This is a genomic window from Pseudonocardia sp. D17, assembly GCF_036984265.1.
Taxonomy (GTDB): Bacteria; Actinomycetota; Actinomycetes; order Mycobacteriales; family Pseudonocardiaceae; genus Pseudonocardia; species Pseudonocardia benzenivorans.
In genome coordinates this window covers 25,139-49,955 of the sequence record NZ_BPRG01000027.1, presented here as the reverse complement: position 1 = coordinate 49,955, position 24,817 = coordinate 25,139, and the positions used below count along the sequence as shown (strand labels likewise).

The 24,817-nt window shown below is 75.4% G+C and carries 25 protein-coding genes; 9 read left to right on the top strand and 16 right to left on the bottom strand.

What is annotated here, in order from left to right:
• Positions 1-52 precede the first annotated feature (52 nt).
• Entirely contained in the window at positions 53-838 is a 786-nt protein-coding gene (locus tag PSD17_RS03955; RefSeq protein ID WP_013674877.1) for a FadR/GntR family transcriptional regulator, read from the bottom strand.
• A 351-nt stretch (positions 839-1,189) separates the two neighbouring features.
• On the opposite strand from PSD17_RS03955, the gene PSD17_RS03950 reads away from it, so the two are divergent.
• Positions 1,190-1,462 carry a hypothetical protein gene (locus tag PSD17_RS03950; RefSeq protein WP_103381551.1) on the top strand — a complete coding sequence of 91 codons (273 nt, stop codon included), beginning with the start codon at positions 1,190-1,192 and terminating at the stop codon, positions 1,460-1,462.
• Between the two features lie 185 nt (positions 1,463-1,647).
• Here the strand turns inward: PSD17_RS03950 and PSD17_RS03945 are convergent, their stop codons facing one another.
• Together PSD17_RS03945 and PSD17_RS03940 are read right to left on the bottom strand one after the other, a co-directional pair.
• Complete coding sequence (locus PSD17_RS03945) at positions 1,648-3,018, bottom strand: FAD-dependent oxidoreductase (RefSeq protein ID WP_013674875.1); 1,371 nt, start codon at positions 3,016-3,018, stop codon at positions 1,648-1,650.
• A 107-nt stretch (positions 3,019-3,125) separates the two neighbouring features.
• Positions 3,126-4,115, bottom strand: coding sequence for a helix-turn-helix domain-containing protein (locus PSD17_RS03940; protein ID WP_013674874.1), 990 nt, complete (start codon positions 4,113-4,115; stop codon positions 3,126-3,128).
• A gap of 84 nt (positions 4,116-4,199) precedes the next feature.
• On the opposite strand from PSD17_RS03940, the gene PSD17_RS03935 reads away from it, so the two are divergent.
• The gene (locus PSD17_RS03935) at positions 4,200-4,427 is read left to right on the top strand and encodes a hypothetical protein (RefSeq protein WP_339121598.1); all 228 of its coding nucleotides are present in this window, start codon (positions 4,200-4,202) and stop codon (positions 4,425-4,427) included.
• Between the two features lie 150 nt (positions 4,428-4,577).
• Here the strand turns inward: PSD17_RS03935 and PSD17_RS03930 are convergent, their stop codons facing one another.
• From PSD17_RS03930 to PSD17_RS03915, 4 genes are all read right to left on the bottom strand, one after another.
• A complete protein-coding gene (locus tag PSD17_RS03930) occupies positions 4,578-5,654 on the bottom strand; it encodes a winged helix DNA-binding domain-containing protein (RefSeq protein WP_339121596.1) in 1,077 nt (358 codons plus the stop codon).
• 44 nt (positions 5,655-5,698) lie between these two features.
• Entirely contained in the window at positions 5,699-6,478 is a 780-nt protein-coding gene (locus PSD17_RS03925; RefSeq protein WP_339121594.1) for an IclR family transcriptional regulator domain-containing protein, read from the bottom strand.
• Positions 6,475-7,617, bottom strand: a complete 1,143-nt coding sequence (locus PSD17_RS03920) for a lyase family protein (RefSeq protein WP_339121592.1) — start codon at positions 7,615-7,617, stop codon at positions 6,475-6,477. Before PSD17_RS03920 ends, PSD17_RS03925 begins: the two co-directional genes overlap by 4 nt.
• A gap of 61 nt (positions 7,618-7,678) precedes the next feature.
• A complete protein-coding gene (locus PSD17_RS03915; RefSeq protein ID WP_103381548.1) occupies positions 7,679-8,053 on the bottom strand; it encodes a nuclear transport factor 2 family protein in 375 nt (124 codons plus the stop codon).
• Between the two features lie 130 nt (positions 8,054-8,183).
• Here PSD17_RS03915 and PSD17_RS03910 point away from each other — a divergent pair, with 130 nt between their 5' ends.
• From PSD17_RS03910 to PSD17_RS03895, 4 genes are all read left to right on the top strand, one after another.
• A complete protein-coding gene (locus PSD17_RS03910) occupies positions 8,184-8,966 on the top strand; it encodes a helix-turn-helix domain-containing protein (protein ID WP_013674868.1) in 783 nt (260 codons plus the stop codon).
• A gap of 42 nt (positions 8,967-9,008) precedes the next feature.
• Positions 9,009-9,680: an HAD hydrolase-like protein gene (locus PSD17_RS03905; protein ID WP_103381547.1), complete on the top strand. Its 672-nt coding sequence runs from the start codon at positions 9,009-9,011 to the stop codon at positions 9,678-9,680.
• A 103-nt stretch (positions 9,681-9,783) separates the two neighbouring features.
• Positions 9,784-10,554, top strand: a complete 771-nt coding sequence (locus PSD17_RS03900) for a CoA transferase subunit A (RefSeq protein WP_013674866.1) — start codon at positions 9,784-9,786, stop codon at positions 10,552-10,554.
• Positions 10,554-11,180: a CoA transferase subunit B gene (locus PSD17_RS03895; RefSeq protein WP_013674865.1), complete on the top strand. Its 627-nt coding sequence runs from the start codon at positions 10,554-10,556 to the stop codon at positions 11,178-11,180. Before PSD17_RS03900 ends, PSD17_RS03895 begins: the two co-directional genes overlap by 1 nt.
• Before the next feature lie 7 nt (positions 11,181-11,187).
• Here PSD17_RS03895 and PSD17_RS03890 read toward each other — a convergent pair whose 3' ends face one another.
• Together PSD17_RS03890 and PSD17_RS03885 are read right to left on the bottom strand one after the other, a co-directional pair.
• Positions 11,188-12,396, bottom strand: a complete 1,209-nt coding sequence (locus PSD17_RS03890; protein WP_445260989.1) for a cytochrome P450 family protein — start codon at positions 12,394-12,396, stop codon at positions 11,188-11,190.
• Between the two features lie 47 nt (positions 12,397-12,443).
• Positions 12,444-13,568, bottom strand: coding sequence for an NAD(P)/FAD-dependent oxidoreductase (locus tag PSD17_RS03885; protein ID WP_339121586.1), 1,125 nt, complete (start codon positions 13,566-13,568; stop codon positions 12,444-12,446).
• 645 nt (positions 13,569-14,213) lie between these two features.
• Between PSD17_RS03885 and PSD17_RS03880 the strand changes: the two genes are divergently transcribed.
• On the top strand, positions 14,214-14,963 hold the full coding sequence (locus tag PSD17_RS03880) for a 4'-phosphopantetheinyl transferase family protein (RefSeq protein ID WP_103381563.1): 750 nt from the start codon (positions 14,214-14,216) through the stop codon (positions 14,961-14,963).
• Between the two features lie 24 nt (positions 14,964-14,987).
• Here the strand turns inward: PSD17_RS03880 and PSD17_RS03875 are convergent, their stop codons facing one another.
• The 5 genes from PSD17_RS03875 to nhaA form a co-directional block, all read right to left on the bottom strand.
• Positions 14,988-16,352, bottom strand: coding sequence for an FAD-dependent oxidoreductase (locus PSD17_RS03875; RefSeq protein ID WP_339121583.1), 1,365 nt, complete (start codon positions 16,350-16,352; stop codon positions 14,988-14,990).
• Positions 16,345-17,025, bottom strand: coding sequence for a VC0807 family protein (locus tag PSD17_RS03870; protein WP_339121582.1), 681 nt, complete (start codon positions 17,023-17,025; stop codon positions 16,345-16,347). The genes PSD17_RS03875 and PSD17_RS03870 overlap by 8 nt, the downstream gene beginning before the upstream one ends.
• Positions 17,022-17,624 carry a TetR/AcrR family transcriptional regulator gene (locus PSD17_RS03865; RefSeq protein WP_339121580.1) on the bottom strand — a complete coding sequence of 201 codons (603 nt, stop codon included), beginning with the start codon at positions 17,622-17,624 and terminating at the stop codon, positions 17,022-17,024. Before PSD17_RS03865 ends, PSD17_RS03870 begins: the two co-directional genes overlap by 4 nt.
• Positions 17,625-17,723: 99 nt before the next feature.
• Positions 17,724-18,962 carry an acyl-CoA dehydrogenase family protein gene (locus PSD17_RS03860; protein ID WP_339121578.1) on the bottom strand — a complete coding sequence of 413 codons (1,239 nt, stop codon included), beginning with the start codon at positions 18,960-18,962 and terminating at the stop codon, positions 17,724-17,726.
• Between the two features lie 175 nt (positions 18,963-19,137).
• A complete protein-coding gene (gene nhaA / locus PSD17_RS03855) occupies positions 19,138-20,499 on the bottom strand; it encodes a Na+/H+ antiporter NhaA (RefSeq protein ID WP_233899401.1) in 1,362 nt (453 codons plus the stop codon).
• Between the two features lie 12 nt (positions 20,500-20,511).
• Between nhaA and PSD17_RS03850 the strand changes: the two genes are divergently transcribed.
• Both PSD17_RS03850 and PSD17_RS03845 read left to right on the top strand, forming a co-directional pair.
• Positions 20,512-21,069, top strand: a complete 558-nt coding sequence (locus tag PSD17_RS03850) for a DsbA family protein (protein ID WP_339121576.1) — start codon at positions 20,512-20,514, stop codon at positions 21,067-21,069.
• A gap of 81 nt (positions 21,070-21,150) precedes the next feature.
• A complete protein-coding gene (locus tag PSD17_RS03845) occupies positions 21,151-22,476 on the top strand; it encodes a DNA polymerase IV (RefSeq protein ID WP_013674855.1) in 1,326 nt (441 codons plus the stop codon).
• Between the two features lie 104 nt (positions 22,477-22,580).
• Here PSD17_RS03845 and cobT read toward each other — a convergent pair whose 3' ends face one another.
• Both cobT and PSD17_RS03835 read right to left on the bottom strand, forming a co-directional pair.
• Entirely contained in the window at positions 22,581-24,326 is a 1,746-nt protein-coding gene (gene cobT, locus PSD17_RS03840; RefSeq protein WP_339121574.1) for a nicotinate-nucleotide--dimethylbenzimidazole phosphoribosyltransferase, read from the bottom strand.
• On the bottom strand, positions 24,323-24,799 hold the full coding sequence (locus PSD17_RS03835; RefSeq protein WP_339121573.1) for a hypothetical protein: 477 nt from the start codon (positions 24,797-24,799) through the stop codon (positions 24,323-24,325). Before PSD17_RS03835 ends, cobT begins: the two co-directional genes overlap by 4 nt.
• Positions 24,800-24,817 lie beyond the last annotated feature (18 nt).

The following is a 24,817-nucleotide window of genomic DNA, read 5'->3' as shown; positions in this document are numbered from 1 at the left end:
CGGCCGGGCAGGCCCCGGCGGGCCGGGCGGGGGCGGGGGCGCCCCGGCCGGGTCAGCCGAGCAGGTCCAGGACCGTCCGGACGTCCGCGCGCAACAGGTAGTCGCGCGCCTCCTCCAGGTGCTTGCGCCACAACGCCTCCGCGGCGACCGCGTCGCGTGCCTCGATGTAGTCCACGACGAGGTGGTGGGCCCGCAGGCCGCGGCGGATGGCCCGCAGGTGGGCCGGGGTCCCGGCGTCGCTGGACACGTGCGACCAGTTCGCCAGCGCGATGATGTGGTCGATCATCCCGATCAGGACCTGCAGCGTCTGGTTGCGGGTGAGTTCGGTCAGGAGCGTGTGGAACGCCATGTGGGTCCGGATGGTGCGGTCGTGGTCGTCGCGGACCGCGTCGTGCGCCGTAAGGGCCTCGCGCAGCCGCGCCACGTCCTGCTCGGTGCGGCGCTCGGCCAGCAGGGCCACGCAGGGCGGCTCGAGGACGAGCCGGGCGTCGTAGACGTCCTCCAGCGTGGTGCCGCGGTACTCGAGGATGAACCCCGCGTAGCGCGCGGCGACGTCGGCGTCGGGCACCTGGACGCGCGCGCCCCCGTGGGCGCCGCGGCGCACGCTGATGAGCGACTCCGACTCCAGGACGCGGAACGCCTCCCGCAGCGTCGGGCGCGAGACCTGGAACTGCTCCATGAGCGCGGCCTCCGACGGCAGCGCGTCGCCCGCGGCCAGCTCACCACGGATGATCTGCCGGCGCAGGTGTCCGGCGACGAGCTCGGCCATCTTGGGGACCCGCAGCTGCCGGCCGACAGGCGACCCGGCGCCGTTCCCGGCGCTGTCCTCCGCCGTCACCGAGTGACCTCCCGCAGCTCGATCCGTGGCGACCGCTCGCCGTCCCGCGGCCGTCCTCCGGCCAACCCGGAAACAGGACGACAAATAAACCTGTTGAACCGGATCGTAGACCATCGATCCGACGCCGCCGGACACGCGAAGGGCCGCCGAGGTTGATCGCGGCGGGATGCGTTGCTACGGTCAGGTCCGTGCGCCTCGACGAGTTCATCGCTCCGCGCGCTGAGGTAGTAGCCTCGCGCGTCGGCTAGCCAGGTCGCCTGCGCGCTCGTTCCGCCGCCCACCCGCGCGGCGTCCCTCGTTCCGAGACCTGGCTCGGGTTCCCGCTTCCGCGAACCCCGTCCGGAGTCCCCGATGACCCTACTCGACGACCGCCGCCCGTCCCCCGGTTTCCGCATGCACCGCCGCTACGAGATCGTCGTCTCCGGCGGTCTCACCGGCGCCCTCGCCGCAGCCGAGACGTTGCGCGACTGCGGGTTGCCCGTCCGCGACTTCTCCGTCGAGGTCCGGGAGGGGATCCCCTACAGCTCCGTGTTCGCGACGGTCTCGATGACCGACACGGAGGCCCCGGCGTTCGCCGACCGGCTGCGCGCGCACCCGTCGGTGCTGGCCGTCGACCCCTCCTGACCCCCCGGGACCGTAACGCGGTGCCGGCCACTCGACGGGCCGGACCGCGTGCGCGAGCCGAGGTCCCCGCCGGAACGTCTCGGCGGGGGCCTCGAGCACCGGACCGGGCACGCGTACCCGACCGGTCGGAGATCGGACCGCTCCGGCCGCCCGCCGCACCGGCACGCGGTGCGGGGGCGGGCGGGTCAGGCGCCCCGGCAGGCCTCGATCATGGCCGCGAGCTCTGCGACCTTGACCCGGTCGGCGCCGCCGCGGACGCCGCCGAGGCGAACCTCCTCGGCGTCGAGCCGCAGCCACGCGGTCCAGTCGACGGGCTCGATGCCGTGGGCCGCCAGGGAGGCCAGGAGGTCCTCCCGGTCGGGCGCCTTCGGGTCGGGCAGGTCGGGCAGGTCCTCCAGGAGCTTCTCGACCGTCTCGACCGCATCGCCCTTGTTGGTGCCGATGACCCCGCTGGGACCGCGCTTGATCCAGCCGGTGACATAGGCACCCGGGACGGGATGCCCGTCCTGCACGACGCGGCCGGCCTCGTTGGGCACGGTGCCGGAACGCTCGTCGAACGGCAGGCCGGGGATCGGCTCGGCCGAGTACCCGATGGCCCGCACGACGAGACCGACGTCGAGCGTCTCCTCCTCGCCGGTCCCGACGACGCGGCCGTCGACGATCTCGTTGCGCTCCACGACCAGCCCGCTCACCCGGCCCGCGGTACCCAGGATGCGGACCGGGCTGCGCAGGAACCGCAGGTGGATGCGACGCGGCCGGCCCTCCTCGATGTCGGCGGCCGCCCACTCGGTGAGCATGTCGAGGTTCTGGTGCTGGCGCCGGTCGTCGATGCCGGTGCGGTCGGGCCCCTCCCCCGCGAGCAGGTCGTCGTCGTGCACGACCACGTCGGCGTGGGCGAGCTCGCCGATCTGGCGCAGCTCGGCCGGGGTGAACTTGACGTGCTGCGGCCCGCGCCGGATCAGGATGTGCACGTCGCGCACGGCGCTCTCGCGCAGGGCGGCGAGCACGTTGTCGGGGATGTCGGTGGCGGCCATCTCGTCGGCGCTCTTGGCGAGCACCCGGGCCACGTCGAGCGCGACGTTGCCGGCCCCGACCACGGCGACCCCGGGATGGTCGAGCGGCGGCGCCGACCCGAGGTGGTCGGGGTGCCCGGAGTACCAGCTCACGACCTGCCCGGAGCCGACGCTGCCGGCCAGTTCCTCCCCGGGGATGCCGAGGCCGCGGTCGATGGAGCTGCCCGTGGCCCACACGATCGCGTGGTAGTGCTCGCGCAGCACGTCGAGCGGGAGCCCACCGTCGTCACGGCCGACGGGGACGTTGCCGAGGAAATGGACCTCTGCGGGGTCGAACGGGCGCTGCAGCACCCGGATGACCGACTTCATCTTCACGTGGTCGGGAGCGACGCCGTAGCGGACCAGCCCGTACGGCGCGGGCAGACGGTCGAGCACGTCGACGACGACGCCCGTCTCCGATGCGGAGGCGAGCAGGGCGGCCGCGGCGTAGAGGCCGGACGGGCCTGCCCCGATCACGGCGACCCTCGGCTGGGCGGATGTCATTCGATCTCCTCGCAGGCCGGGGGGACGGCCCGGCCACCGCGCTATTTCTACATGACGGGTGCCGCCGCGAACATCGATCGCGCCACTCTGCTGGGCTTCTCCGCAGGTCACGACCCTGCCGAGGCCAACCCGGCGGCGACCTCCGCGGGCCCGCACGCCCGGAAGGAACGCCGGTAGTCCGCGGGCGCCACGCCGAGGCGGCGGCGGAAGTGGTGCCGCAGCAGCGCGGCGCCGCCGAAGCCGGTGTCGCGGGCGATCTCCTCGACCGACAGGTCGGTGTCCTCGAGCAACCGCTGCGCCCGCAGGACGCGCTGCAACGTCAGCCAGCGGACGGGCGTCGTCCCGGTCTCGGCGGCGAACCGCCGGGCGAAGGTGCGCCCCGACATGCCCGCCCGGGCGGCGAGCGCGCCGACGGTGTGGTCCTGGTCGATGTTCTCCAGCATCCACTCCAGGACGGGTGCCAGGGTGTCGATGGTGCACTCCGGGACCGGCTGGTCGACGTACTGACGCTGACCGCCGTCGCGCTGCGGGGGGACGACCATCCGGCGCGCGATGCCGTTGACGACGGCGCTGCCCAGCTCGCGCCGGACCAGGTGCAGGCACGCGTCGATGCCCGCGGCGGTGCCTGCGCTGGTGACGAGGTCGCCGTCGTCGACGAACAGGACGTCCGGGTCGACCTGCGCGAGCGGGTGGCGGGCGCGCAGCTCGTCGACGGCGTTCCAGTGCACCGAGCAGCGCCGCCCGTCGAGCAGGCCCGCGGCCCCGAGGACGAAGACGCCCGAGCACACCGACAGGATCGTCGCGCCGTCGGCGTGGGCCGCGCGCAGCGCGTCGAGGACCTCGTCGGGGAACTCCCGCAGCCGGGTGGCGCCGACGGCGACGAGATCGGCGCCGCGCAGCCCGTCGAGCCCGTGGTCGGGGATGAGCCGGCCCCCCGACGTCGTCCGTAGCGCGACGCCGGCCTCGGGACCGCAGATCCGGAAGTCGAGCACGGGCAGCCCGTCGTCGGAGCGGTCGAGGCCGAAGACCTCGCAGATCACGCCGAACTCGAAGACCGCCATCTCGGGGAGGACGAGGGCGGCGACGCTGCGCAACATGACCACAGTCTATGGCCGAATCTTGTCGAAGGATGACTTCCCGCCATCTGTTGGCAGAAACTCGCTCCGCACACAATTCCTGCCATGATGCTCTCGCTGATCGTCCTGGCCCTGATCGCCCTCGTCGTCGTCGCGTCCGTGCGGGCGCACCGCGACGGCCGCCGTCGTTTCCGGCTCTACCAGTTCCGGCCCGCGGCCCCGTTCTCCGGGATCCTGCCGTCGGGCGGGCACGACCGCGACGTCGAACGGCTCGTCGCCGAGCTGCGCGCCCACGGCGACGCCCCCGCCGACATCCACCTGCGGGTGCGCTGAGCCCACCGGCGACCGGACACGACCCGACACCGCCGATGACCCGACACCGCCGATGACGGCGAACCCGCCCACCCGCCCGCGCCGGCTCGTACCGGTGCGGGCATCCGACGTCGCGCTGCAGCGAGAGCCCGTCGGACACGGTGGCCGGGATCAGCGGGCGTGGAACGCGGTGAGGCGCTCGGCCTCGTCCGCGACGTCGCGGGCGGCGGCGGACGACAGCGGGACGAACGGCTCGGTCCGCACCCGTCCGTCGTCGAACCGCCAGGCCCCCGCGACCCGGCCGTCGACGAGGAACGTCGGCGTCGAGCGGGGCATCCGGACGTGGAACACGCGGTCGCGGAACTCGGCGGGCAGGATGCCCGCGCGCGTCGCGTGGCCGAGCAGCAGCACGGCGTCGTACGTCGACAGAAAACGGACGGGCGCCTCGACGTCGGCCGCCGGGAGCGGGGCACGCGGCAGGTCGACGAGCTCCTCGCCGTTCTCGGCGCGCAGCCGGCGCAGGTCGAGCCGCGCCAGTACCGCTCGCGTGGCCCCGACGGTGAGTCCGGCGTAGCGGGCGACGTCGCTCGCCGACCCGGGGCCGAACGCCCGCAGGTAGCGCCGGACCAGCAGCTCCTCCCCCGCCGCGACGACCTCCGGCGGCTCGGGTACGGCCGCGGGAGCCGCCGTACCCAGGTGCGCCGCCGCCGGCGCGTAGACGTGCGCCCGCGGCCGCTCCCATGTCCCGGCGGGCGGGACGCGGACCAGGTCCGTCCACAGCTGGGTGCCGGGAAAGACCGCCGGGTCGATCCCCGCGTCGCGCAGCGCGGCGACCAGCGTGGGCTGTGCCGCGGGCCCGGCGGCCAGCACGTCGCGCACGACGGCCGTGGCGGCCACGAGCTGCTCCTCGCGCTGGCCCTTGTGGGTCCGCAGCCAGTCGGCGCGACGCGGCAGCCGGACCGCCGCCGTCAGCGGTGCGTAGTCGGCGCGCGAGACCATGTGGATCGTGCACCGCATCATCCAGCCCTGCACGACCCGGCCGGTCGTCAGCGCCGCGGTGAGGTCCTCGCGGGCGAAGCCCTCGACCCGTGACCACAGCCCGACGTAGGCCGACGGCGCGTGCTGGGTCTGCAGGCCGCCGAAGCGCTCGACCGCCTTCGCGGGGGTGATCAGAGCCCGTTCCAGCAGCCCCTGCCGGGCGAGCAGCGCCCGGTTGAGCTCGCCCCGGGTCAGCATGCGCTCCGCCACCCGCGCAGTCTGCCCTGCGGCGGGGGCGGCGTGCGACGGCGCAGTCAGGCGTGGGCGAGATCGGCCTCGATCGCGGCGGCGCAGGCGCGCAGCGCGGGCAGGACGTCGGCCACCACCTGCTCGGCGGTGCGGCGCGAGGCGTGCGTGCTGACGTTGACCGCCGCGACCACCGAGCCGGTCCGGTCGCGCACCGGGACCGCGATCGAGCGCAGGCCCAGGTCCAGCTCCTGGTCGACGAAGCAGAACCCGGACACCGCCGCCTCGGCGACAGCGGCCTCGACCGCCGCGGGGTCGGCGAGCGTGTGCGGGGTGAGCGACTCCGGCGGCCGGGCCGCGAGCAGGCCGGCGCGCTCGTCGGCGGGCAGTGCGGCGAGCAGCACCCGGCCCATCGACGTCGCGAAGGCGGGGAACCGGGTGCCGATCGTGATCGCCACGGTCATGATCCGCGAGGCGGCGACCCGGGCGACGTAGACGATGTCGGGCCCGTCGAGCACCGAGAGCGACGCGGACTCGTCCACCTTGCGCGACAACGCTTCCAGGTGCGGTCCCGCGACCTCGGGCAGGGTCAGCGCCGAGAGGTAGGAGTAGCCGAGCTCCAGCACGCGCGGGGTCAGCGAGAACAGCCTGCCGTCGGTGCGGACGTAGCCGAGGTCGGCCAGCGTCAGCAGGAACCGGCGGGCGGCGGCGCGGGTCAGCCCGGTGGCACGGGCGACGTCGGCCAGGGTCCGGCGCGGATGCGTGGCGTCGAACGCCCGGATCACCGCGAGGCCCCTGGCCAGCGACTGGACGTGGTCGGGCGAGAGCGCCCGATCCGGGGCGCTCACGGCCGGCGCCCCAGTACCCGGTCGACGAGGTCCCCCGCGTGGCTCGGCGTCGGGTCCGGCGAGGTCAGCGCGAGGTTGCGCGCCATGGCCCCGGGGTGGACGCCCAGCCCGACGAGCGACACCCGCAGCCGGGCGGCGGCCCCGCCGGTGGCGAGCAGCAGGTCGGTCAGCGCGGGCCACTCCGCGTGCCAGGGACCGGCTGCGCGCTGGTGCTCGTGGTCGGACGCGGCGAGCAGCGTCGCGACGAGCCCCGGGGCGCGGCGCGCCGAGGCCCGCGCGGTGATCGCCGCGATCGGGTTGCGCTTGTGCGGCATGGACGACGAGTCCCCCGGCGCGGCCTCGGCCACCTCGCCGACCTCGGTCGCCGACAGCAGCACGACGTCGGTCGCCACCTTTGCGCAGGCCCCGGCGGCCACGCCGAGCGCGGCCGCGAGCTCGCCGATCCGCGTCCGCTCGGTGTGCCACGGGACGTCCTGGCGGGGCAGGCCGAGCCGGTCGGCGAGCGCGTCGGCCACCGCCGGGCCGTGCGGGTACGACGCCGCGAGCGTCCCCGCCGACCCGCCGAACTGCACGGGCAGCGCGGCGACCACGCTCCCGAGCTGCACCCGGGCCCGGTCGAGCCCGGCGCACCACCCCGCCGCGACGAGGCCGAACGTCGTCGGCAGGGCCTGCTGGCCCAGGGTCCGCGCGATCGCCGGGGTGTCGCGATGGGCGGCGGCGAGCGCGGCGGCGGCGTCCGCGCACGCGGCGAGGTCGTCGCCGATCACGTCCGCCGCCGTCCTGACGAGCAGCACGAGCGCCGTGTCCATGACGTCCTGGCTGGTCGCCCCCGGGTGCACGGCCGGCGCGCCCGGGCCTGCCGCCGCGCGCAGCCGCCGGGCCAGCGGGATCACCGGGTTGCCGCCCTCGACGGCCTCGCCGGCGAGCACCGCGGGATCGAGGTCGGCGCGCAGCGCGGCGGCGGCCCGCTCGACGTGCGCGACGGCGGCGGCGTCGACGAGCCCGTGGGCCGCCGCGGCGTGCGAGAGTGCGACCTCGACGTCGATCAGCGCGGTGAGCCACGCGACCGCGTCGACGGTCCGCGCGACGCGGTCGGACCCGAGCAGCGGCGCCAACATCCCGATCCCGGTGTCCGGCATGCGAACGAGCGTACGCGATGCGCCCACCCGTCCCCCGCGCCGCGCCGGGTACCCACCGAGGTCAGGCCGGGACCTTGTCCAGGAAGCCCAGGACCCGCTCGATGCGGCCCTGCTCGTCGGTGACGACGACGTCGAACCCGACGACGAGCGGTTCCTCCCCCGCCGGACCCAGGCCCCAGCAGAAGCGCGCCTGCCGGTGGTGGGCGTCGACGGGTCCGACGGGGGTGAACACGAACCCGGGGAACTGGTCCTGCACCGCCGCGATCGTGGCGGCGACGGCGTCGTGGCCGGTGACGTCGACGAGCGGGTCGGTGTAGGCGGCGTCGGCGGTCCAGTGCCGCTCGAGCAGCGCGCGGCGGGCCTGCGGGTCGGTCTCGTTCCAGCAGGCGAGGTAGTCCCCGACGAGGGTGCCGGTCGTCGTGGTCGTGGCGGTCATCTCGGTCTCCTTCGTTGCGCCGCACCGGACGTCCCGGCGCCGGCATCGATCCTGCGGCGCCCGGCGGCGGCGGGTCGATGACCTCCGAGGTCATCGTCGCGGCGACCTGCGCGCACTACCGTCGGCGCCCGTGACGACCTCGACCGCGCCCGTCGGCGCGCTGCTGCGGGAGTGGCGCGAGCGCCGCCGGCTCAGCCAGCTGGAGCTGTCGAACCGGACCGCGGTCTCGACGCGGCACCTGAGCTGGATCGAGACCGGCCGCAGCCGTCCGACGGCGCAGATGATCCTGCGCCTGGCCGACGACCTCGAGGTCCCGTTGCGCGAGCGCAACGCGATGCTGCTCGCCGCCGGGTTCGCCCCCGCCTACCCCCAGCACGGGCTCGACGACCCCGAGCTCGCCGATGTCCGCGACGCCCTGCGCGCCGTCCTCGCCGCACACCTGCCGCACCCGGCGCTGCTGCTCGACCGGCACTGGGACCTCGTCGAGGCCAACGCCGCGGCCACCGCGCTGCTCGACGGCTGCGCCCCGCACCTGCTCGTCGCGCCCGTGAACGTGCTGCGCGTGAGCCTGCACCCCGACGGGCTGGCCCCGCGGATCGCGAACCTCCCGCAGTGGCGCGCGCACCTGCTGGGCCAGGTCCGGCGCCGTGCCGAGCGGACGGGCGACCCGGCGCTCGGTGCGCTGCTCGACGAGCTGACCGGCTACGGCGGCGGGACGGCCGAGGAGCCGGGGCCGGGCGCGGTCGTCGTTCCGCTGCGGCTGCGGACGGCCGACGGCGAGCTCGCCCTGTTCTCCCTCGCCGCGCACGTCACGACGGCCGCGGACGTCACCGTCGAGGAGCTGGTCGTCGAGACCTTCCACCCGGCCGACGCCGCCACCGCCGCGGCTCTGCGCCGGCTGGGCACGGGGTAGGGCGAGGACCCGCGCCCGACCGGGCGGCCGGGCGGGGCGACGATGGAGGGTGTGACCACGCGCCACGGCTCCGCACCCGAGATCGTCCTGCTCGACCTCGACGGCACCCTCGTCGACTCCGCGCCCGGCATCCTCGGGTCCCTGCACGCCGCGTTCGCCGAGCTGGGCGTCGACCCGGCCCCGGGCGCGGTGGGCCGTCACCTGCTCGGGCCGCCGCTCTACACGACGCTGCCGGCGATCGTCGGCGACGAGGAGACGGCAGCGCAGGCGCTGGTCACCTACCGCCGGCACTACGCCGACGCGGGCCTCTACGACTGCACCCCCTATCCGGGCATCGACGCGCTGCTGCGGGAGCTGTCCGCCGGCGGGGTGCGGCTGGCGCTCGCGACGAGCAAGGCCGAGGTCTTCGCCGAGGAGGTGCTGGCCCACCACGGCTGGACCGACCTGTTCGCCACGATCACCGGCGACAGCCTCGACGCGCGCCGCCCGACCAAGGCCGACGTCGTCGCCGAGGCGCTGCGCCGCCTGGGCGCCGAACCGGGGAACCACGTGATCATGGTCGGCGACCGCAGCACCGACGTCGTGGGCTCGGCGGCACACGGGATCGCCTGTCTGGGCGTCGCGTGGGGCTACGCCGAGCCCGGCGAGCTGGAGGAGGCGGGCGCCCTGGCCGTCGTCGGGGACACCACCGAGCTGGGCCACGCCCTGCGCTGAGTGTGCGCTATCCGAACAACTGCACGTCTGCCGAACGTCTGACTAGGCTGGGCGCCATGCCCCGACCCGTTGCCCGCGACCTGGTACCCGGTCCGGTGATCGCGTGATCGACAAGGTGGTCGCCACCGCGGCCGAGGCCGTCGCCGACATCCCCGACGGCGCGTCCCTGGCCGTCGGCGGCTTCGGCATGTCCGGCGTGCCGGTGACGCTCGTCGCCGCGCTGCTCGAGCAGGGCGCCACCGACCTGGAGACGGTGAGCAACAACCTGGGCGTCGACGGGTTCGGCCTGGGCACGCTGCTCGCCGCCGGCCGCATCCGGCGCACCATCGGCTCCTACGTCGGCAACAACAAGGAGTTCGCCCGGCAGTACCTGGCGGGCGAGGTCGAGGTGGAACTGACGCCGCAGGGCACGCTGGCCGAGCGGCTGCGCGCGGGAGGCGCCGGGATCCCCGCCTTCTACACCCCGGCCGGCGTCGGCACGCTCGTGGCCGACGGCGGGCTGCCGTGGCGCTACGCCCCCGACGGCAGTGTCGCGGTGCGCTCACCCGCCAAGGAGACCCGCGAGTTCGACGGGACGACCTACGTGCTCGAGCACGCGATCGTCACCGACTTCGCGCTGGTCCACGCCTGGAAGGGCGACCGGCACGGCAACCTCGTGTACCGGCGGAGCTCGCGGAACTTCAACCCGGACTGCGCCACCGCGGGGCGCATCACGATCGCCGAGGTCGAGCACCTCGTCGAGCCCGGCGAGCTCGACCCCGACGAGATCCACACGCCCGGAATCTTCGTCCAGCGCGTCGTGGACGCCGCGGGCGTGGAGAAGCAGATCGAGTTCCGGACGATGCGCCCCACCGCTCCCGACGAGGAGTCCTGATGGCCCTGACCCGCGACGAGCTGGCCGCCCGGGTGGCCCGCGAGCTGCCCGACGGCGCCTACGTCAACCTCGGCATCGGGATGCCGACGCTCGTGCCCGGGCACATCCCGGCGGGCCGCGAGGTCGTCCTGCACTCGGAGAACGGCATCCTCGGCGTGGGCCCGTACCCCACCGAGGCCGAGCTCGACGCCGACCTGATCAACGCGGGCAAGGAGACCGTGACCGTCCTGCCGGGGGCGAGCTTCTTCGGCTCGTCGACGAGCTTCGGGATGATCCGCGGCGGCCACGTCGACGTCGCGGTCCTCGGCGCGATGCAGGTCAGCGCGCGTGGCGACCTCGCGAACTGGGCCGTGCCCGGCAAGCTGGTCAAGGGCATGGGCGGCGCGATGGATCTCGTCCACGGGGCGGCGAAGGTCGTCGTGATGATGGAGCACACCGCGCGCGACGGCGCACCCAAGATCGTCGAGGAGTGCTCGCTGCCGGTCACGGGGCTGGCCTGCGTCACGCGTATCGTCACCGACCTCGCGGTCGTCGACGTCACCGACGAGGGCCTGGTGCTGGTCGAGACCTCCCCCGGCGTCACCGAGGACGAGGTCCGCGCCGCGACGGGCGCCGAGCTCCGGTGAGCGGCCCTCACCCCAGGTCGACCGGCAGCGTGCTGAGCCCGCGGATGAGCGTGCTGCGCCGGTACACGAGATCGTCGACGTCGGCCGCGAGGGTGAGGCTCGGGTAGCGGTCGAGCAGGGTCCGCAGCGCGACCTCGCCCTCGATCCGCGCGAGCTGTGCGCCCAGGCAGAAGTGCAGGCCGTGGCCGAACGCGACGTGGCCGGTGGCGTCGCGGGCGACGTCGAGCCGGTCGGCGTCGGGGAAGCGGTCCGGGTCGCGGTTGGCGGCCCCGATCCCGAGCATGACGACGGAGCCGCCCGGGATCGTCGTGCCCGCGACCTCGACGTCCTCGGTGGTGAACCGCACGGGCGCGGTCCCGACGGGCGAGTCCCAGCGCAGGAACTCCTCGACCGCGCCCTTGGTCAGCTCCGGGCGCTCGCGCAGCAGCGCGAGCTGGTCGTCGTGGGTGAGCAGGCCCAGCAGGGCGTTGCCGATGAGGTTGACGGTGGTCTCGTGGCCCGCGATGAGCAGCAGCATGCCCATCGCGACGAGCTCCTCGCCGGAGAGCCGGTCGTCGTCGTCCGCGGAGACGGCGACCAGCGCCGAGAGCAGGTCGTCACCGGGCTCGGCGGCCTTGCGTGCGGCGAGTTCACCCAGGTAGGCGCCCATCATCGCCGAGGCCTCGCCCTTGGCCTCCTGCGGGGCGTCGTCGACCATGGTGGCCGACCAGGCGCTGAACTCGTCGCGGTCCTGCGCGGGGACGCCGAGCAGCTCGCAGATGACCCGGACGGGCAGCAGGAACGCGTAGCGCGCGATGAGGTCGACGGTCCCCTCGGCGGGCAGGTCCGCGACGAGCTCGGCGGCGATCTCCTCGACCCGCGGGCGCAGCCCGGCCATCCGGCGCGCGGTGAACGACCGGCTGACCAGCTTGCGCAGCCGGGTGTGGTCCGGCGGGTCCATGAGGATCATCATCGGCGTCGACGGCGCGTCGGCCCGCTGCTCGGGCGGCAGCGTCCACCGCCAGTCCTTGGCGAACCGGGGATCGGTGAACGCGGTGCGCACGTCGTCGTAACGGGTGACGAGCCAGACCGGGCCACCGGGCAGGTCGAGCCGGCGCACGGGTGCCCTCTCGCGCAGCGCCGCGTAGGCCGGGTAGGGGTCCGACCAGAACTCGCCGTCGAACACGGCGGGCAGATCCTGGGCACCGGCGGTGGTGGTCGCGGTCATGGTCCCCATGGTGCCAGCTCTTGTGAGCATCCGCTTACAACGGTCGGGACCGCACGTCAACCGAGCCGCGTCGGGCTGAACACCCGCGGGTCCACCTCGATGTCCGCAGGGACGGGCGCGCCCGTGACGACGGCCGCGGCCAGTGCCCCGAGCGCCGGCGCCGACTCGATGCCCGACCCGCCCTGACCGGCCAGGAAGTGGAACCCCGGGTGCTCGGGGCGGGCACCGACGACCGGCAGCCGGTCGCCGACGAACGAGCGCAGCCCCGCCCAGGCCGTGCGCACCGAGCGCACCGGCACCGTCACCACCGGGGCGACGCGTTCCAGGGCGAGCGCGACGTCGACCTCGTCGGGGCGGGCGTCGCACGGCGGCGACGGCGTCTCGTCGCCGGGAGAGACGAGCAGCCCGCCGGGCTCGCTCTTGAAGTAGAAGCTCTCGCCCACCTCGATGACCATCGACCGCCGTCCGCCGGCGGGTACGGCCTCGTCGGCGACCGGGACGATCGCGGCGGTGCGGCGCAACGGGACCAGCCCGATCGGGTCGACGCCCGCGGCCTGCGCGACGACGTCGGCCCACGCCCCCGCGGCGTCGACGACGTCGGGCGCCTCGACGTGACCGTCCGGGACGTCCACCCGCCAGGTCGTCCCCCGGCGCTCGAGCGATCCCACCCGCGCCCCGGAGCGGACCTCCCCGCCCCGGCGGCGCAGCCCGCGCACGTACGCGGCGTGCAACCCCGCCGCGTCGACGTCGGCCGACGCGCTCGTCACCGCCGCCGCGCGCACCACGCCGGGCCGCAGCAGCGGACAGATGCTCTGTGCCGCATCGGGATCCACACGTTCCGGGGCGAGCGGCTCCCCTTCCCGCTCGGCCAGCAGCGCGGTGACGCCGCGTTCGCCCGCCCCGTCGAAGCCCGCCCAGACCACCGTGTTCGGGGTGAGCAGCGGCGAGGTGTCGAGCTCGGCGGCGAGCGCGGCGAACCGCGGACCGCTCGCGGCGACCAGGGCCCGGACGGGCGCCGGGCCGTGGCCGGGGATGTAGGTCGCGGCCGACCGGGCCGTCGAGTGCGTGGCCAGCGCGGACTCGCCCTCCAGCAACAGGACCCGGCGGTCCGCGGCCAGCTCGAAGGCGACGGACGCCCCCGCGATCCCGCCCCCGATCACGACGACGTCAGGTGAGCCCACGGGTCCGACGGTAATTCGGTGGCAGCCCGGTCCGCACGATGGCACCCTTCCGGTCATGCGCTTCTTCCTGTGAGCCGACCGCGGGCGACCGCCCGCCGTCGCCCTCGCCCGGGTCGGTCCCGGCGAGGCCGCCCGTCCCAGCCCGCCCGGCCGGCCGTGAGCCGTCCGTCGCTGCGTCGGCCGCTGCTCTCCAGGAGGTCCGTGTGCCTGCCCGTATCCCGTCATCCCGTTCCCTCGCGGCCACCCCCGCGGGACCCGACCACGACCAGCCCGCCCCCAACCGGGCCGCCCGCAGGGCGCGCCGCAAGGGCGGAACAGAGCCGCAGCGCGCGACACCGGATGTGCAGCACGCACATCGGGGAGCGGTGTCGACGAAGCCGGTGCATCCGCGCGCCGACTTCGCCGCGCGACGCAGCGGCTGACACCGCGGCCCGTCGCTGGTGACGGCGGGCCGCGTCGGGGGGCGTGCGCGGGACGCGGTGTGTCGCACCGCGTCCCGCGCGCGGTGCCCCGCTCCTCCCGGTGGCCGCGCCGTCCGCCGCCGCGTGGATCGACGACGCCGGACGCCGGGGCCGAGGCCGGGCCGGGACGTCGCGCCCGTCACGCGCGCTTCGCGCCGGCCCACCGCCGTGCGACGCTGGCGTCGTGCGCGACGCCGTCCCGGGAACCGGCCCGACCACGGGCGAGTGCACCGTGTGGTGGGCGGGCCCGGTCGACCCGGCGCTCCGCCACGACCTCGTCGCGCTCCTCGACGAGCACGAACGCACCCGGCTGCGCGCGTTCCGGCGCCCCGACGACGCGGGCCGCTACCTCGCCGCCCATGCGCTGACCCGGATCGTGCTCGGGGAACGCATCGCCACCCACCCCGCCGGGGTCCGCTTCGACCGCACCTGCCGCTGCGGCGCGCCCCACGGCAAGCCCCGGCTCGCGCCGGTCGGGGACGGCGGCCCCGAGTTCTCCTTCACCCACTCCGGCGACCTCGTGGGGCTCGCCGTCGCCGACGTCCCGGTCGGGCTCGACGTCGAGCACCACCGCGCGCTCTCCGACGTCGCGGGCATGGCCGAGCACGTCAGCTCCCCCGCCGAGAAGGCCCGCCCCGCGCCCGCGACGACGGGCGAGTTCCTGCGCGTCTGGACCCGCAAGGAGGCGCTGCTCAAGGCCACGGGCGACGGGCTGTCGCGGCCGATGGACTCGATCACCCTCAGTCCGCCGGGACACCCGCCCGCGGTGCTGGAGTGGACCGGCGAGGGCGCGCCTGTCGAGCCGTTCTGGCTGGTCGACCTCGCACCGCGGCTGCACCATCCGGCCGCCGTCGCGGGCGCCGGCGCCGCCGCGCCACGGATCGTCGAGCACGACGGCGACGCCGTCCTGCACGCCCGCGCGGCCCGCGCCTGACGGCCCGGCCGCGCCCCGGCCGCGTCAGACCGACAGGCGCGCCCGGCCGGCCGCGCCGGAACCGACCCGCGGGCCGAACCAGTGGCCGAGCGCGTCGTCGAGCCCGGGGCCGCCGTCCCACACGAGGTGGCCGTCGGGCCGCACCAGCCGCGGTGCAGGACCCGGACGGGCCTCGACCCGGTCGGCCCACGCCGCCGGCAGGTCGGCACCGACCAGCACCCCGCGCCCGTCGGTCGAGACGGGTTCCTCGGCCCGCCCGAGCACGCCGGGGTACGCGACGGCGAGCCCCGACAGCTCGAGCGCAACGGCCCGTCGGGCCTGCGGGACCGCGAGCAGCCCGGTCACGATCTCCCGGACGGCGATCGCGTCCGGGTCGGGGATGCCCAGCACCCCCTGGGCCCGCGTGCTCACCAGCACCCGGGCGGCGACGGGATGGCGCTCGTCGTGGTAGCTGTCGAGCAACCCGCCGGGTGCGTGCCCGCGCACCTCGGCGGCGAGCTTCCAGCCGAGGTTCACCGCGTCCTGCAGACCGAGGTTGAGTCCCTGCCCGCCGACCGGGAGGTGGATGTGCGCGGCGTCGCCCGCGAACAGCACCCGCCCGTGCCGGTACCGCTCCAGCTGCCGGGCCGCGTCGCCGAACCGTGAGGCCCACAGCAGCTCACCGATCTCGATGCCGGGCCCGTGCGCGGCGACCAGCCCGCGCCCGACCTCGGCGGCGGTGACCGGCGCGTCGCGGTCGAGGCGCTGCTGCTCCTCGCCCCCGACGACGACGCGGTAGCGCCCGCCCGTCAGCGGCAGCAGGAACCCGGACCCGGTCGACGGCAGCTGCCAGTCCTCGGCCAGGCCGGCCGGTTTCGCGGCCAGCGTGACGTCGGCGACGAGCAGCGAGAACCGCGCGGACGACCCGGGGAAGGCCGCCCCGAGGAGCCTGCGGACCGCGCTGTGCCCGCCGTCGGCGGCGACGAGCCACCCCGCCCGGTGCGACCGCCCGCCCGCGGTGACGACGACCCCGCCGTCGTCCTGCGCCACCTCGGTGACCGCCGCGTCGCGCACCACCGGGGCACGCAACCGGGCCTCGACCGCCGCCGCGACGTGGGCCTGCTCGACGCCGAGCTGGAACGGGAACCGCGTCGGCAGATCGGTGTAGTCGATCGGAATCCCGGAGAAGTGCCCGGCCGGGAGGCGGGCCAGGACGTACGGCTCGATCGCGGCGAGCAGCCCCCGGTCGGCGAGCAGCTCCACCGATCTGGGCTGCAGGGCCAGCGCCTTGGACTGGGTGGTCGGCTGCGGGTCCCGCTCCAGGACGAGCACCTCGACACCGGCCCGCTCGAGCTCGAACGCCGTCATCAGACCGGTGGGTCCGGCGCCGGCGACGATCACGTCAGGCATCGATGTCCTCCTTGCGGATGTACCAGACGTGCCACGCGATCAGGCAGCCCAGCACGACGAACCAGACAACCGTCGTGACCAGGGCGATCAGGTCGATCGGGAGCAGGTAGACGAGGACCACGTGAATCACCGCGTTGACCAGCAGGACCGCACCCCAGACGGCGGTGTTCACCCGCAGCCCGCGCCGGAACCGCTCGTCGGTGTCCCAGCGGCCCGCCCATGCGGCCGCGCCCTCGGCGCCGCGCTTGATCTCGGCGATGGTGCGGCCGAGGGTCAGCTGCGCGGGCTTGCCGACGACGACCGTCACCCGCATCCACGCCCCGAACAGACCGCCGAGCGCGGCGGTCCAGCCCTCGCGGATCGCGAGGGTGCGCGGGTCGTCGGACAGCAGTCCGAGCACGACGGAGAGCACCAGAACGCTCAGCGTGACCAGGGCGACGAGGTCGACCCGGCGGTTGCGCACGACCGTCCATACGACGAACGGCGCGGCCACCAGCACCCCGGCCATCAGCGCCCACCACTGGCTCACCCCTGCGGCGCGCAGCCCGTAGAACAGGCCCATCGGCACGAGGACCTCGAACACGACGGCGAGCAGGTTGGCGCGCACGACCCGGCGCAGCCCGGCGTCGCCCCCTGACGACGGCGCGGCGACGGGCTTCTGGTCGATCATCATGATGTTCCCCCCTCGGGACCGGGCGCGGTGGCCCGGGTGTACAGGTCGGCGAGCTCGCGCCCGATCCGGGCGAGCTCCGCGGGCTCCGGGACGTCGGCCGCCATGGTGGCGACGACGGCGTCGAGTCCCGTGGTCAGTGCGAGCGCCGTGATCCGGGGGTCGAACGAGCCGAACTCGCCCGCCGCCTGCCCGGCGCGGAAGTGCTCCTCGAACAGGGCGAGCCGGCCGTTGACGCCCGGGCTGACCGCGCCGACCTTGCGGACCACGTCGATCAGGGCGCGGACCTCGACCGGATGCTCGCCCACCAGCGCGACGTTGGCCTCGACGTAGGCACGCAGCTGCGCCACGTAGCCCTGGGCGGCGTCGATCCACGGCTGCATGAATGCGCCGGTGACCTGTTCGATTTCGGCGACACACGCCGCCAGCAGGTCGTCCTTGCCCGCGAAGTGGTAGCTGATCATGCCGGTGCTGGAGAGGCCGGCGTGCTTGGCGATCCGGCTGAACGAGGCGTTGTCGAACCCGGCCTCGGCGATGACCTCGATCGCAGCGGCCACGATCTGGGCGCGCCGGGTCGTGGTCGTCGCCGTCTTTGCTCGCATGAGCAAAAATTAGCTCGCTCAAGCAAAACCGGCAAGCAGATTCGGCGTGGTCCCCCGTCCGAGTGGTCGGCGACACCGCGGCGACCCGCGGAACGAGCCCTACGCGTCGGCGGTGGCCACCGCGTCGTAGCCCGGGTCGCTGAAGATCTCCTGCAACCGGCGGCGCCGGAAGCCGATGTTGCCGCCGCTGAACAGCGGGTAGGCCAGCGCGTCGGCCATCAGGCCGGCGAGCGGTGACTCGTGCGAGTACGACTGCACACCGACCACGCGCATCAGCTCGGTCAGCGACTGCACCGCCGCCTCCGAGCCGAACACCTTGGCGTGGATGCCGAGCTCCTCGGCGTAGGGCTCCCGACGGTCCGCGGCGTGACAGGCCCGCCAGGTCAGGGCGCGGGTCGCCTCGATGCGCGTCTTCACGTCGGCGAGCACGAACGCGACCCCCTGGTGGTCGATCACCGGGACCGGGCCCCCGCGGCGGTCGCTGCGCGCGAAGTCGAGCGCGTGGGCGAACGCGGCCCGCATGACACCTACCGCGCACGCGCCGACCGCAGCCCCGCCGAACGCCGACGCCAGCAGCGCGGGCCCCTCCCCCGGGCCGCCCAGCACGTTCTCCCGCGGGACGGTCACGCCCACCAGGTCGAACCGCGGCAGCAGGTGCGCGCGGTGGCCGAGCGGGTCGAGCTCGCCCGTGACCCGCAGGCCCTCGACCGGCCCCGGCACCGCGACGACGGCGACGCCGCGGTCGGCCGCCCTGCGCGCCGTGAGCCGGCAGGCGACCGACATCAGGTCGGGGCCGGTGCCGTCCCAGCCCGTCGCGCCGGAGACCCACTGCTTCGTGCCGTCGATGACGAGCGACCCGCCGCGCGCCCGCGCCGTCGTCCGCAGGCCGGTGCCGGGCGCCGTCGAGAGGTAGTTCGCGCTGCCCCCGGGCTCGCTGAACGCCAGCGACGCGACGGGCGCGCCCTCGGTGCGCAGGAACGGTCCGAGGAACCGTTCGTGCTGCTCGGGGGAGCCACCGCGCAGCAGCGGCGCCAGCCCGAGGGACGTCGAGAACAGCGACAGCGCCACGCTCGGATCCCCGCCGATGAGCTCCTCGGCCAGGATCGCGACGGTCACCGCGCCGGTGCCGTCGCCGCCGAGCGCCTGCGGCACGAGCAACCGCAGGAACCCGGCCCGCACCATCTCCTCGTAGAACGGCCGGGTCGCGACGTAGCGCTCGCGCGCGGTCGGCAGCCCGTGGGTCTCCTTCGCGACGCGCGACAGGACGTCGCGGGCGAACTCGCGGGCGCGGGCCCGCACCGCACGCTGCTCGTCGCTCGGGGTGAAGTCGATCGGCACGGGACCCTCCACGATGCGGCTCGGGGGCCCACCCGGCCCGGTGACGCGCGGTCGGCACCCGTTGTACCGAGCCGGCGGCACGATCGGGCCCGGAGTGCGCGGATCGGCGAGAGCCCGTGCACGGATCGGCGAGCCCCGGAGGGGCCCGGCGCGGCGGGCGCGGGCGGCCCGTGGCTCAGGCCGGGGGACGCCAGGGGCGCGGGGGCAGCACCGGCAGCCCGCTCGGCGAGCATTGGCCGCCGCGTTCGCCCAGCAGCCGGAAGATCAGCCAGCCGAGCAGCGCCGCGAGGATCGACCCGGCGAGGATGCCGATCGTCGCCTGGCTCTTGAGGTTCTCGTCGTCGAACGCGAGATCGGTGACGAACAGGGCGACGGTGAACCCGATGCCCGACAGCGCCGCGCCACCGACGAGCTGGCCCCAGCGCAGGGTGTCGGGGACCCGCCCGATGCCGGTGCGCAGCGCGATCCAGGTGCCCGTGGAGACACCGATCAGCTTGCCGACGACGAGCCCCACGACGATGCCCCACGTGATCGGCGAGGACGCCGCAGCGCGCAGCGTCGCCCCGTCGAGCACCACACCCGCGTTGGCCAGTACGAACAGCGGCACGATCACGTAGCTCGCCCACGGCTGGATGCGCAGCTGCAGGCGTTCGTTGGGCGAGACCGTCTCCACCGCGGCGGCCTGCGCGGCGAGCGCGCGTTCGGGGGTGGGGTCGACGAGCAGGCTGCGACCGACGATCTGCAGGCGGATCAGGTCGCGGCGCTGCGGCGCGTAGGCGTTGACGAGCAGGCCCATCGCGACGCCGACGACGCTCGGGTGCACGCCCGACTCCAGCACCGCCACCCACATCACGACGCCGATCAGCACGTAGATCGGCGTGCGCCAGAAGTGGACGAAGCGCAGCCCGACGATCGCGGCGAACAGCCCGATGGCGATCAGCAGGGCCGTGACGTTCACGTGGTCGGTGTAGAAGATCGCGATCGCGGCGATCGCGCCCACGTCGTCGACGACGGCGAGCGCCAGCAGGAAGATGCGCAGCTGGTCGGGACAGCGGGGCCCGACCAGCGCGAGCACGCCGAGCAGCACGGCGGTGTCGGTGGAGATCGCGATGCCCCACGCGCTCGCGCCCGGGCCGCCCGCGTTGAACGCGAGGTAGAGCGCAGCGGGGATGGTGAGCCCCCCGAGCGCGGCCAGCGCGGGTGCGGCGATCGCCCGGGCGCCGCGCAGCTCACCGAGGGTCATCTCCCGCGAGATCTCCAGGCCGATGCTGAAGAAGAAGATCACCATGAGGCCGTCGTTGACCCAGTGCCGCAGGTCCTCGGTGAGCTCGACGCCGCCGAAGCGCAGCGACAGCTCGGTGTGCCAGAACGTCTCGTACTGGCCCGACACGTTGGCCCAGACCACGGCGATCAGCGCGGCCGAGAGCAGCATCACCGCCGATCCCGACTCCGTGCGCAGGAACTGGCGCGCGGCGCGGCTGAGGTCCCCGCGCTCGGCTAATGTCGTGACGGCCACCCCGGAATCCTGCCCGGCCACGGGTGGACCGCGGTGAGGAGGGCGACCATCAGCACATTTCGGCTCGACCCGCCGATCGGGTCGTACGACCATCTGCGGGGCGTCCTGAGTGCGCCGTACTCGCTCGTGGAGTACGGCGACTTCGAGTGCCCGTACTGCCGGGCGGCCTACCCCGTCGTCGAGGAGGTCATCCACCGGCTGGGCGACCAGCTCGTGTTCGCGTTCCGGCACTTCCCGCTCTACGAACTGCACCCCTTCTCCCTCGCCGCCGCCACCGCCGCCGAGGGCGCCGCGGTCAAGGGCCAGTTCTGGGCGATGCACGCGAAGCTCTACGCGGGCGACGAGCCGCACCTCACCCAGCCCGACCTGCGCCGCTACGCCGAGGAGATCGGCATCCCGCCGGAGAAGGTGCTGTGGCCGAACACGCGGTTCGTCGAGGACCGGGTGGAGTCCGACTTCAACTCCGGCGTTCGCAGCGGGGTCCGCGGGACGCCGTCGTTCTTCGTCAACGGCGTGCTGCACGGCGGACCGGTCTCGGTCCGCGGCTTCCTCGAGGCGCTGCAGCGCGACCCGGTCCCCGCCGACAGCTGAGGCACGCCCGGGACCGTCCGTGCGCGGGGTGAGAATGGAGGGGTGACGGGTCCGGGACGGCGCTGGGTGCTGCACCTGGACATGGACGCGTTCTACGCCTCGGTCGAGCAGCTCACCCGCCCGACGCTGGCCGACCGGCCGGTGCTGGTCGGGGGCGCGGGGCCGCGCGGCGTCGTCGCCGGGGCGAGCTACCAGGCACGGGTGTTCGGCGCGCGCTCGGCGATGCCGATGTCGCAGGCCCGCCGTGCCTGCCCGCACGCCACGGTGCTCCCGCCGCGGTTCCCGCTCTACAAGGCGGTGAGCGCCGTCGTCATGGAGGTGCTGGGCGAGGCCGCGCCCGTCCTGGAGCCCGTCTCGCTCGACGAGGCGTTCCTGGAGCCGCCGTCGCTGGCCGGGGCCACGGCCGCGGAGGTCACCGCCTTCGGCGCGGCACTGCGGGCAGAGGTGCGCGCGCGGTCGGGGCTGCCGGCATCGGTCGGAGCGGGGTCCGGGAAGCAGCTGGCCAAGATCGCCTCCGAGCTCGCCAAACCCGACGGGTTGCGCGTCGTCGCCCCCGACGACGAGCGCTCCGTGCTCGATCCGTTGCCGGTGCGCGCCCTGTGGGGCGTCGGCCCGGTCTCCGAGGCCGCGCTGCGCCGCCTCGGTGTGACGACGATCGGCCAGCTCGCCGCCATGGACGGCCGCGAGGTCGCCGGCGTGCTCGGCAGCGCGGTCGGCACCGAGCTGCACCGGCTCGCCCGCGGGATCGACGACCGGCCGGTCGCGCCGCGTGGTGCGGCGAAGCAGGTCAGCGCGGAGACGACGTTCGACACCGACCTGACGACGATGTCCGACGTGCACGCCGCCGTCGCGCGGATGGCGGAGGCCGCGCACCGGCGCCTGCTGGCCTCGGGCCGGGCGGCGCGGACGGTCACGGTCAAGGCGCGCACCGCCGACTTCGCGACGTCGAGCCGCTCGGAGACGACGGCCGTCGCGAGCACCGACCTGGGCACGCTCACCGCGGTGGCGCAGCGGCTGGCGCGCACGGCCGTCGGCGAGGGCGGGATCCGGCTGATCGGGGTGTCGCTCTCGGGCCTCGACGAGAGCCCGCCGCCCGCCCTGTTCGAGGCGGTGGCCTCGGCCGACGGCTGGACCGCGGTCGCGGCGGGCCCGGCCGATCCGGCAGCGGAACCCGTCCCGGGCGCGCCGGAGACGCCGCACCGCGCCCCCGCGCCGGAGGCGCCGTGGCGGGCGGGCGACGACGTCGCCCATCCCGCCCACGGGCACGGCTGGGTGCAGGGGGCCGGGCACGGGCGGGTGACCGTCCGGTTCGAGACCCGGGCCACGGGCCCGGGACCGGCCCGCACCCTGGCCGCCGACGACCCCGACCTGACCCGGGCCGATCCACTGGAGTCCTGGCGCCTGTGAGCGGCGATGGTCGCCATGGCGACCATCGCCGCTCACGACCCGCCGGCGGGCCGGGCCGTCGGCGGCCGGTCAGGGCGGCCGGTCAGGCGTGCGGCCGCGCCCCGTCACGCGTCCTTGTCGACGACCCCGGCGGAGTCGAACGTCGCGACGTCGTGCAGGGCGCGGACGGCGCTCTGCGCGACGGGGAGGGCGAGCAGCGCGCCGGTCCCTTCCCCCAGCCGCATGCCCATGTCCAGCAGCGGGACGAGCCCCAGGTGGTCGAGCGCGATGGTGTGCCCGGGCTCGACGGAACGGTGCCCGGCGAGGCAGTAGTCGACCGCCGCGGGCGCGAAGGCGGCCGCGACGAGGGCGGCGGCCCCGCCGGAGACGCCGTCGAGCAGCACGGGAACCCGCAGCGCGGCGGCGCCGAGGACGAGCCCCGCGAGCCCGGCGTGCTCGAGCCCGCCGAACGCGGCCAGGACGCCGAGCGGATCGGCCGGGTCGGGGCGGTGGCGCTCCAGCGCCGCGCGCACGACGCCGGTCTTGCGGGCCAGGGTGTCGTCGTCGACCCCGGTGCCGCGGCCCGTCGCGACAGCCGGGTCGGCGCCGGTGAAGGTACAGATCAGCGCCGCGGCGGCCGTCGTGTTCGCGATGCCCATGTCGCCGGTGAGCAGGCAGCGGTTCCCGGCCGCGACGAGGTCACGAGCGGTCTCGATACCCGCCTCCACCGCCGCGCGGGCCTGCTCGCGGGTCAGCGCCGGACCGGCGGTCATGTCGGCGGACCCGGCCGCGACCTTGCGCGGCACCAGCCCCGGGACCGGGTCGAGGTCGGCGGCGACCCCGACGTCGACGACGCACACCTCCGCACCGAGCTGGCGGGCGAACGCGTTCACCACGGCCCCGCCGGCGAGGAAGTTGCCGACCATCTGGGCCGTGACCTCCTGCGGCCACGGGCTCACACCCTGGGCGTGCACGCCGTGGTCGGCGGCGAAGACCGCGACGACGGCAGGCTCGGGCAGCGGCGGCGGGCACACGCCGGCGATCCCGGACAGCGTGACGGCCACGTCCTCGACCCGGCCGAGCGAGCCGCGCGGCTTGGTCATCCGGTCGAGGTGGTCGCGCGCCGCGGTCCGGGCCTGCGCTGACGCCGGCACGATCGCGTCGACGGTCTCGTTGATGAGGTCCATGGGTTCCTCCCCGGGCAGCCCGCGGCGGCCCCAGGTCTCGTGGTGCACCGCCCAGCCGAGCGGACGTCGTCGTGACCAGCCCGCGGTCTCCAGCTCGGGGGCGTCGGCGAACCCGTCGACGTGCCCGACGCACAGATAGGCGACCACCTCGACGTGCGCGGGCAGCCCGAGCAGCCCGGCCAGCTCGTGCTCGCCCGTGCCGTCGAAGAAGCTCACCCACCCCACACCCAGGCCCTCGGCGCGGGCGGCGAGCCACAGGTTCTGCACGGCCGAGACCGCCGAGTACGGGCCCATCCGGGGCTGGGCGTAGCGGCCGAGCGTGTGCCGGCCGCCGCGGGTGGGATCACACGTGACGACGACGTTGACCGGCGTCTCGAGGATCGCCTCGACCCGCAGCGACGCGAACGCCGCCGCCCGGGCCCTGGGCAGCGACGCGGCGTAGGCGTCGCGGTGGCGGTGGACGAGGTCGCGGACGCGCGCGCGGACCGCGCGGTCGCGCAGCACGACGAAGTCCCACGGCTGCGAGTGCCCCACGCTGGGCGCGGTGTGCGCCGAGGCCAGCACGCGGCGCAGGGTCGCGTCGTCGACGTCGCGGTCGGGCAGGAAGCCGGTGCGCACGTCGCGGCGGGCACGGGCGAGGCGGTGGAAGCCGTCGGGGTCGAGCGCCGACGGTCCGGGGCTCACGCGCCCCGGCCCAGCGGACGGCTGCGCGGCGGCACGAGTGCGGGGCCGCAGCGTTCGACGAGCACCCCCGGCAACCGGGCGGGCAGGGAGTCGACCAGTGCCGCGTCCGCGGCGCAGTCCCCGGTCACCAGGACGACCGTGCCCGTGGTCAGTCCCGCGGCCAGCGGCGCGAGGTCGGTACCGAGCCGTTCGACACGCCAGGCCTCGGCGTAGAACAGGACGGTCGGCTCAGCGGCGGCGGTCGTGAAGACGACGTCGGCGCCGTCGAGCCGGTCGATGAGCTCGGAGGCCGCGGCGGGCGGGGGCTCGTCGGGCGGGGCACCGGCCCCGGTCGGGCCGCACGTCAGCACGAGCAGCCGGGCAGGTGCCCCGTCGCCCTGCGTCGTGCGCGGGCACCGGAGCCGGCGCAGGGGTGTGTGCGGGTTCGTCCGGTCGCGCGCAGGGTCGGCCGGGCTTCGACCGTCGCCGGTCATGGTCGCCTCCTCGAGGGT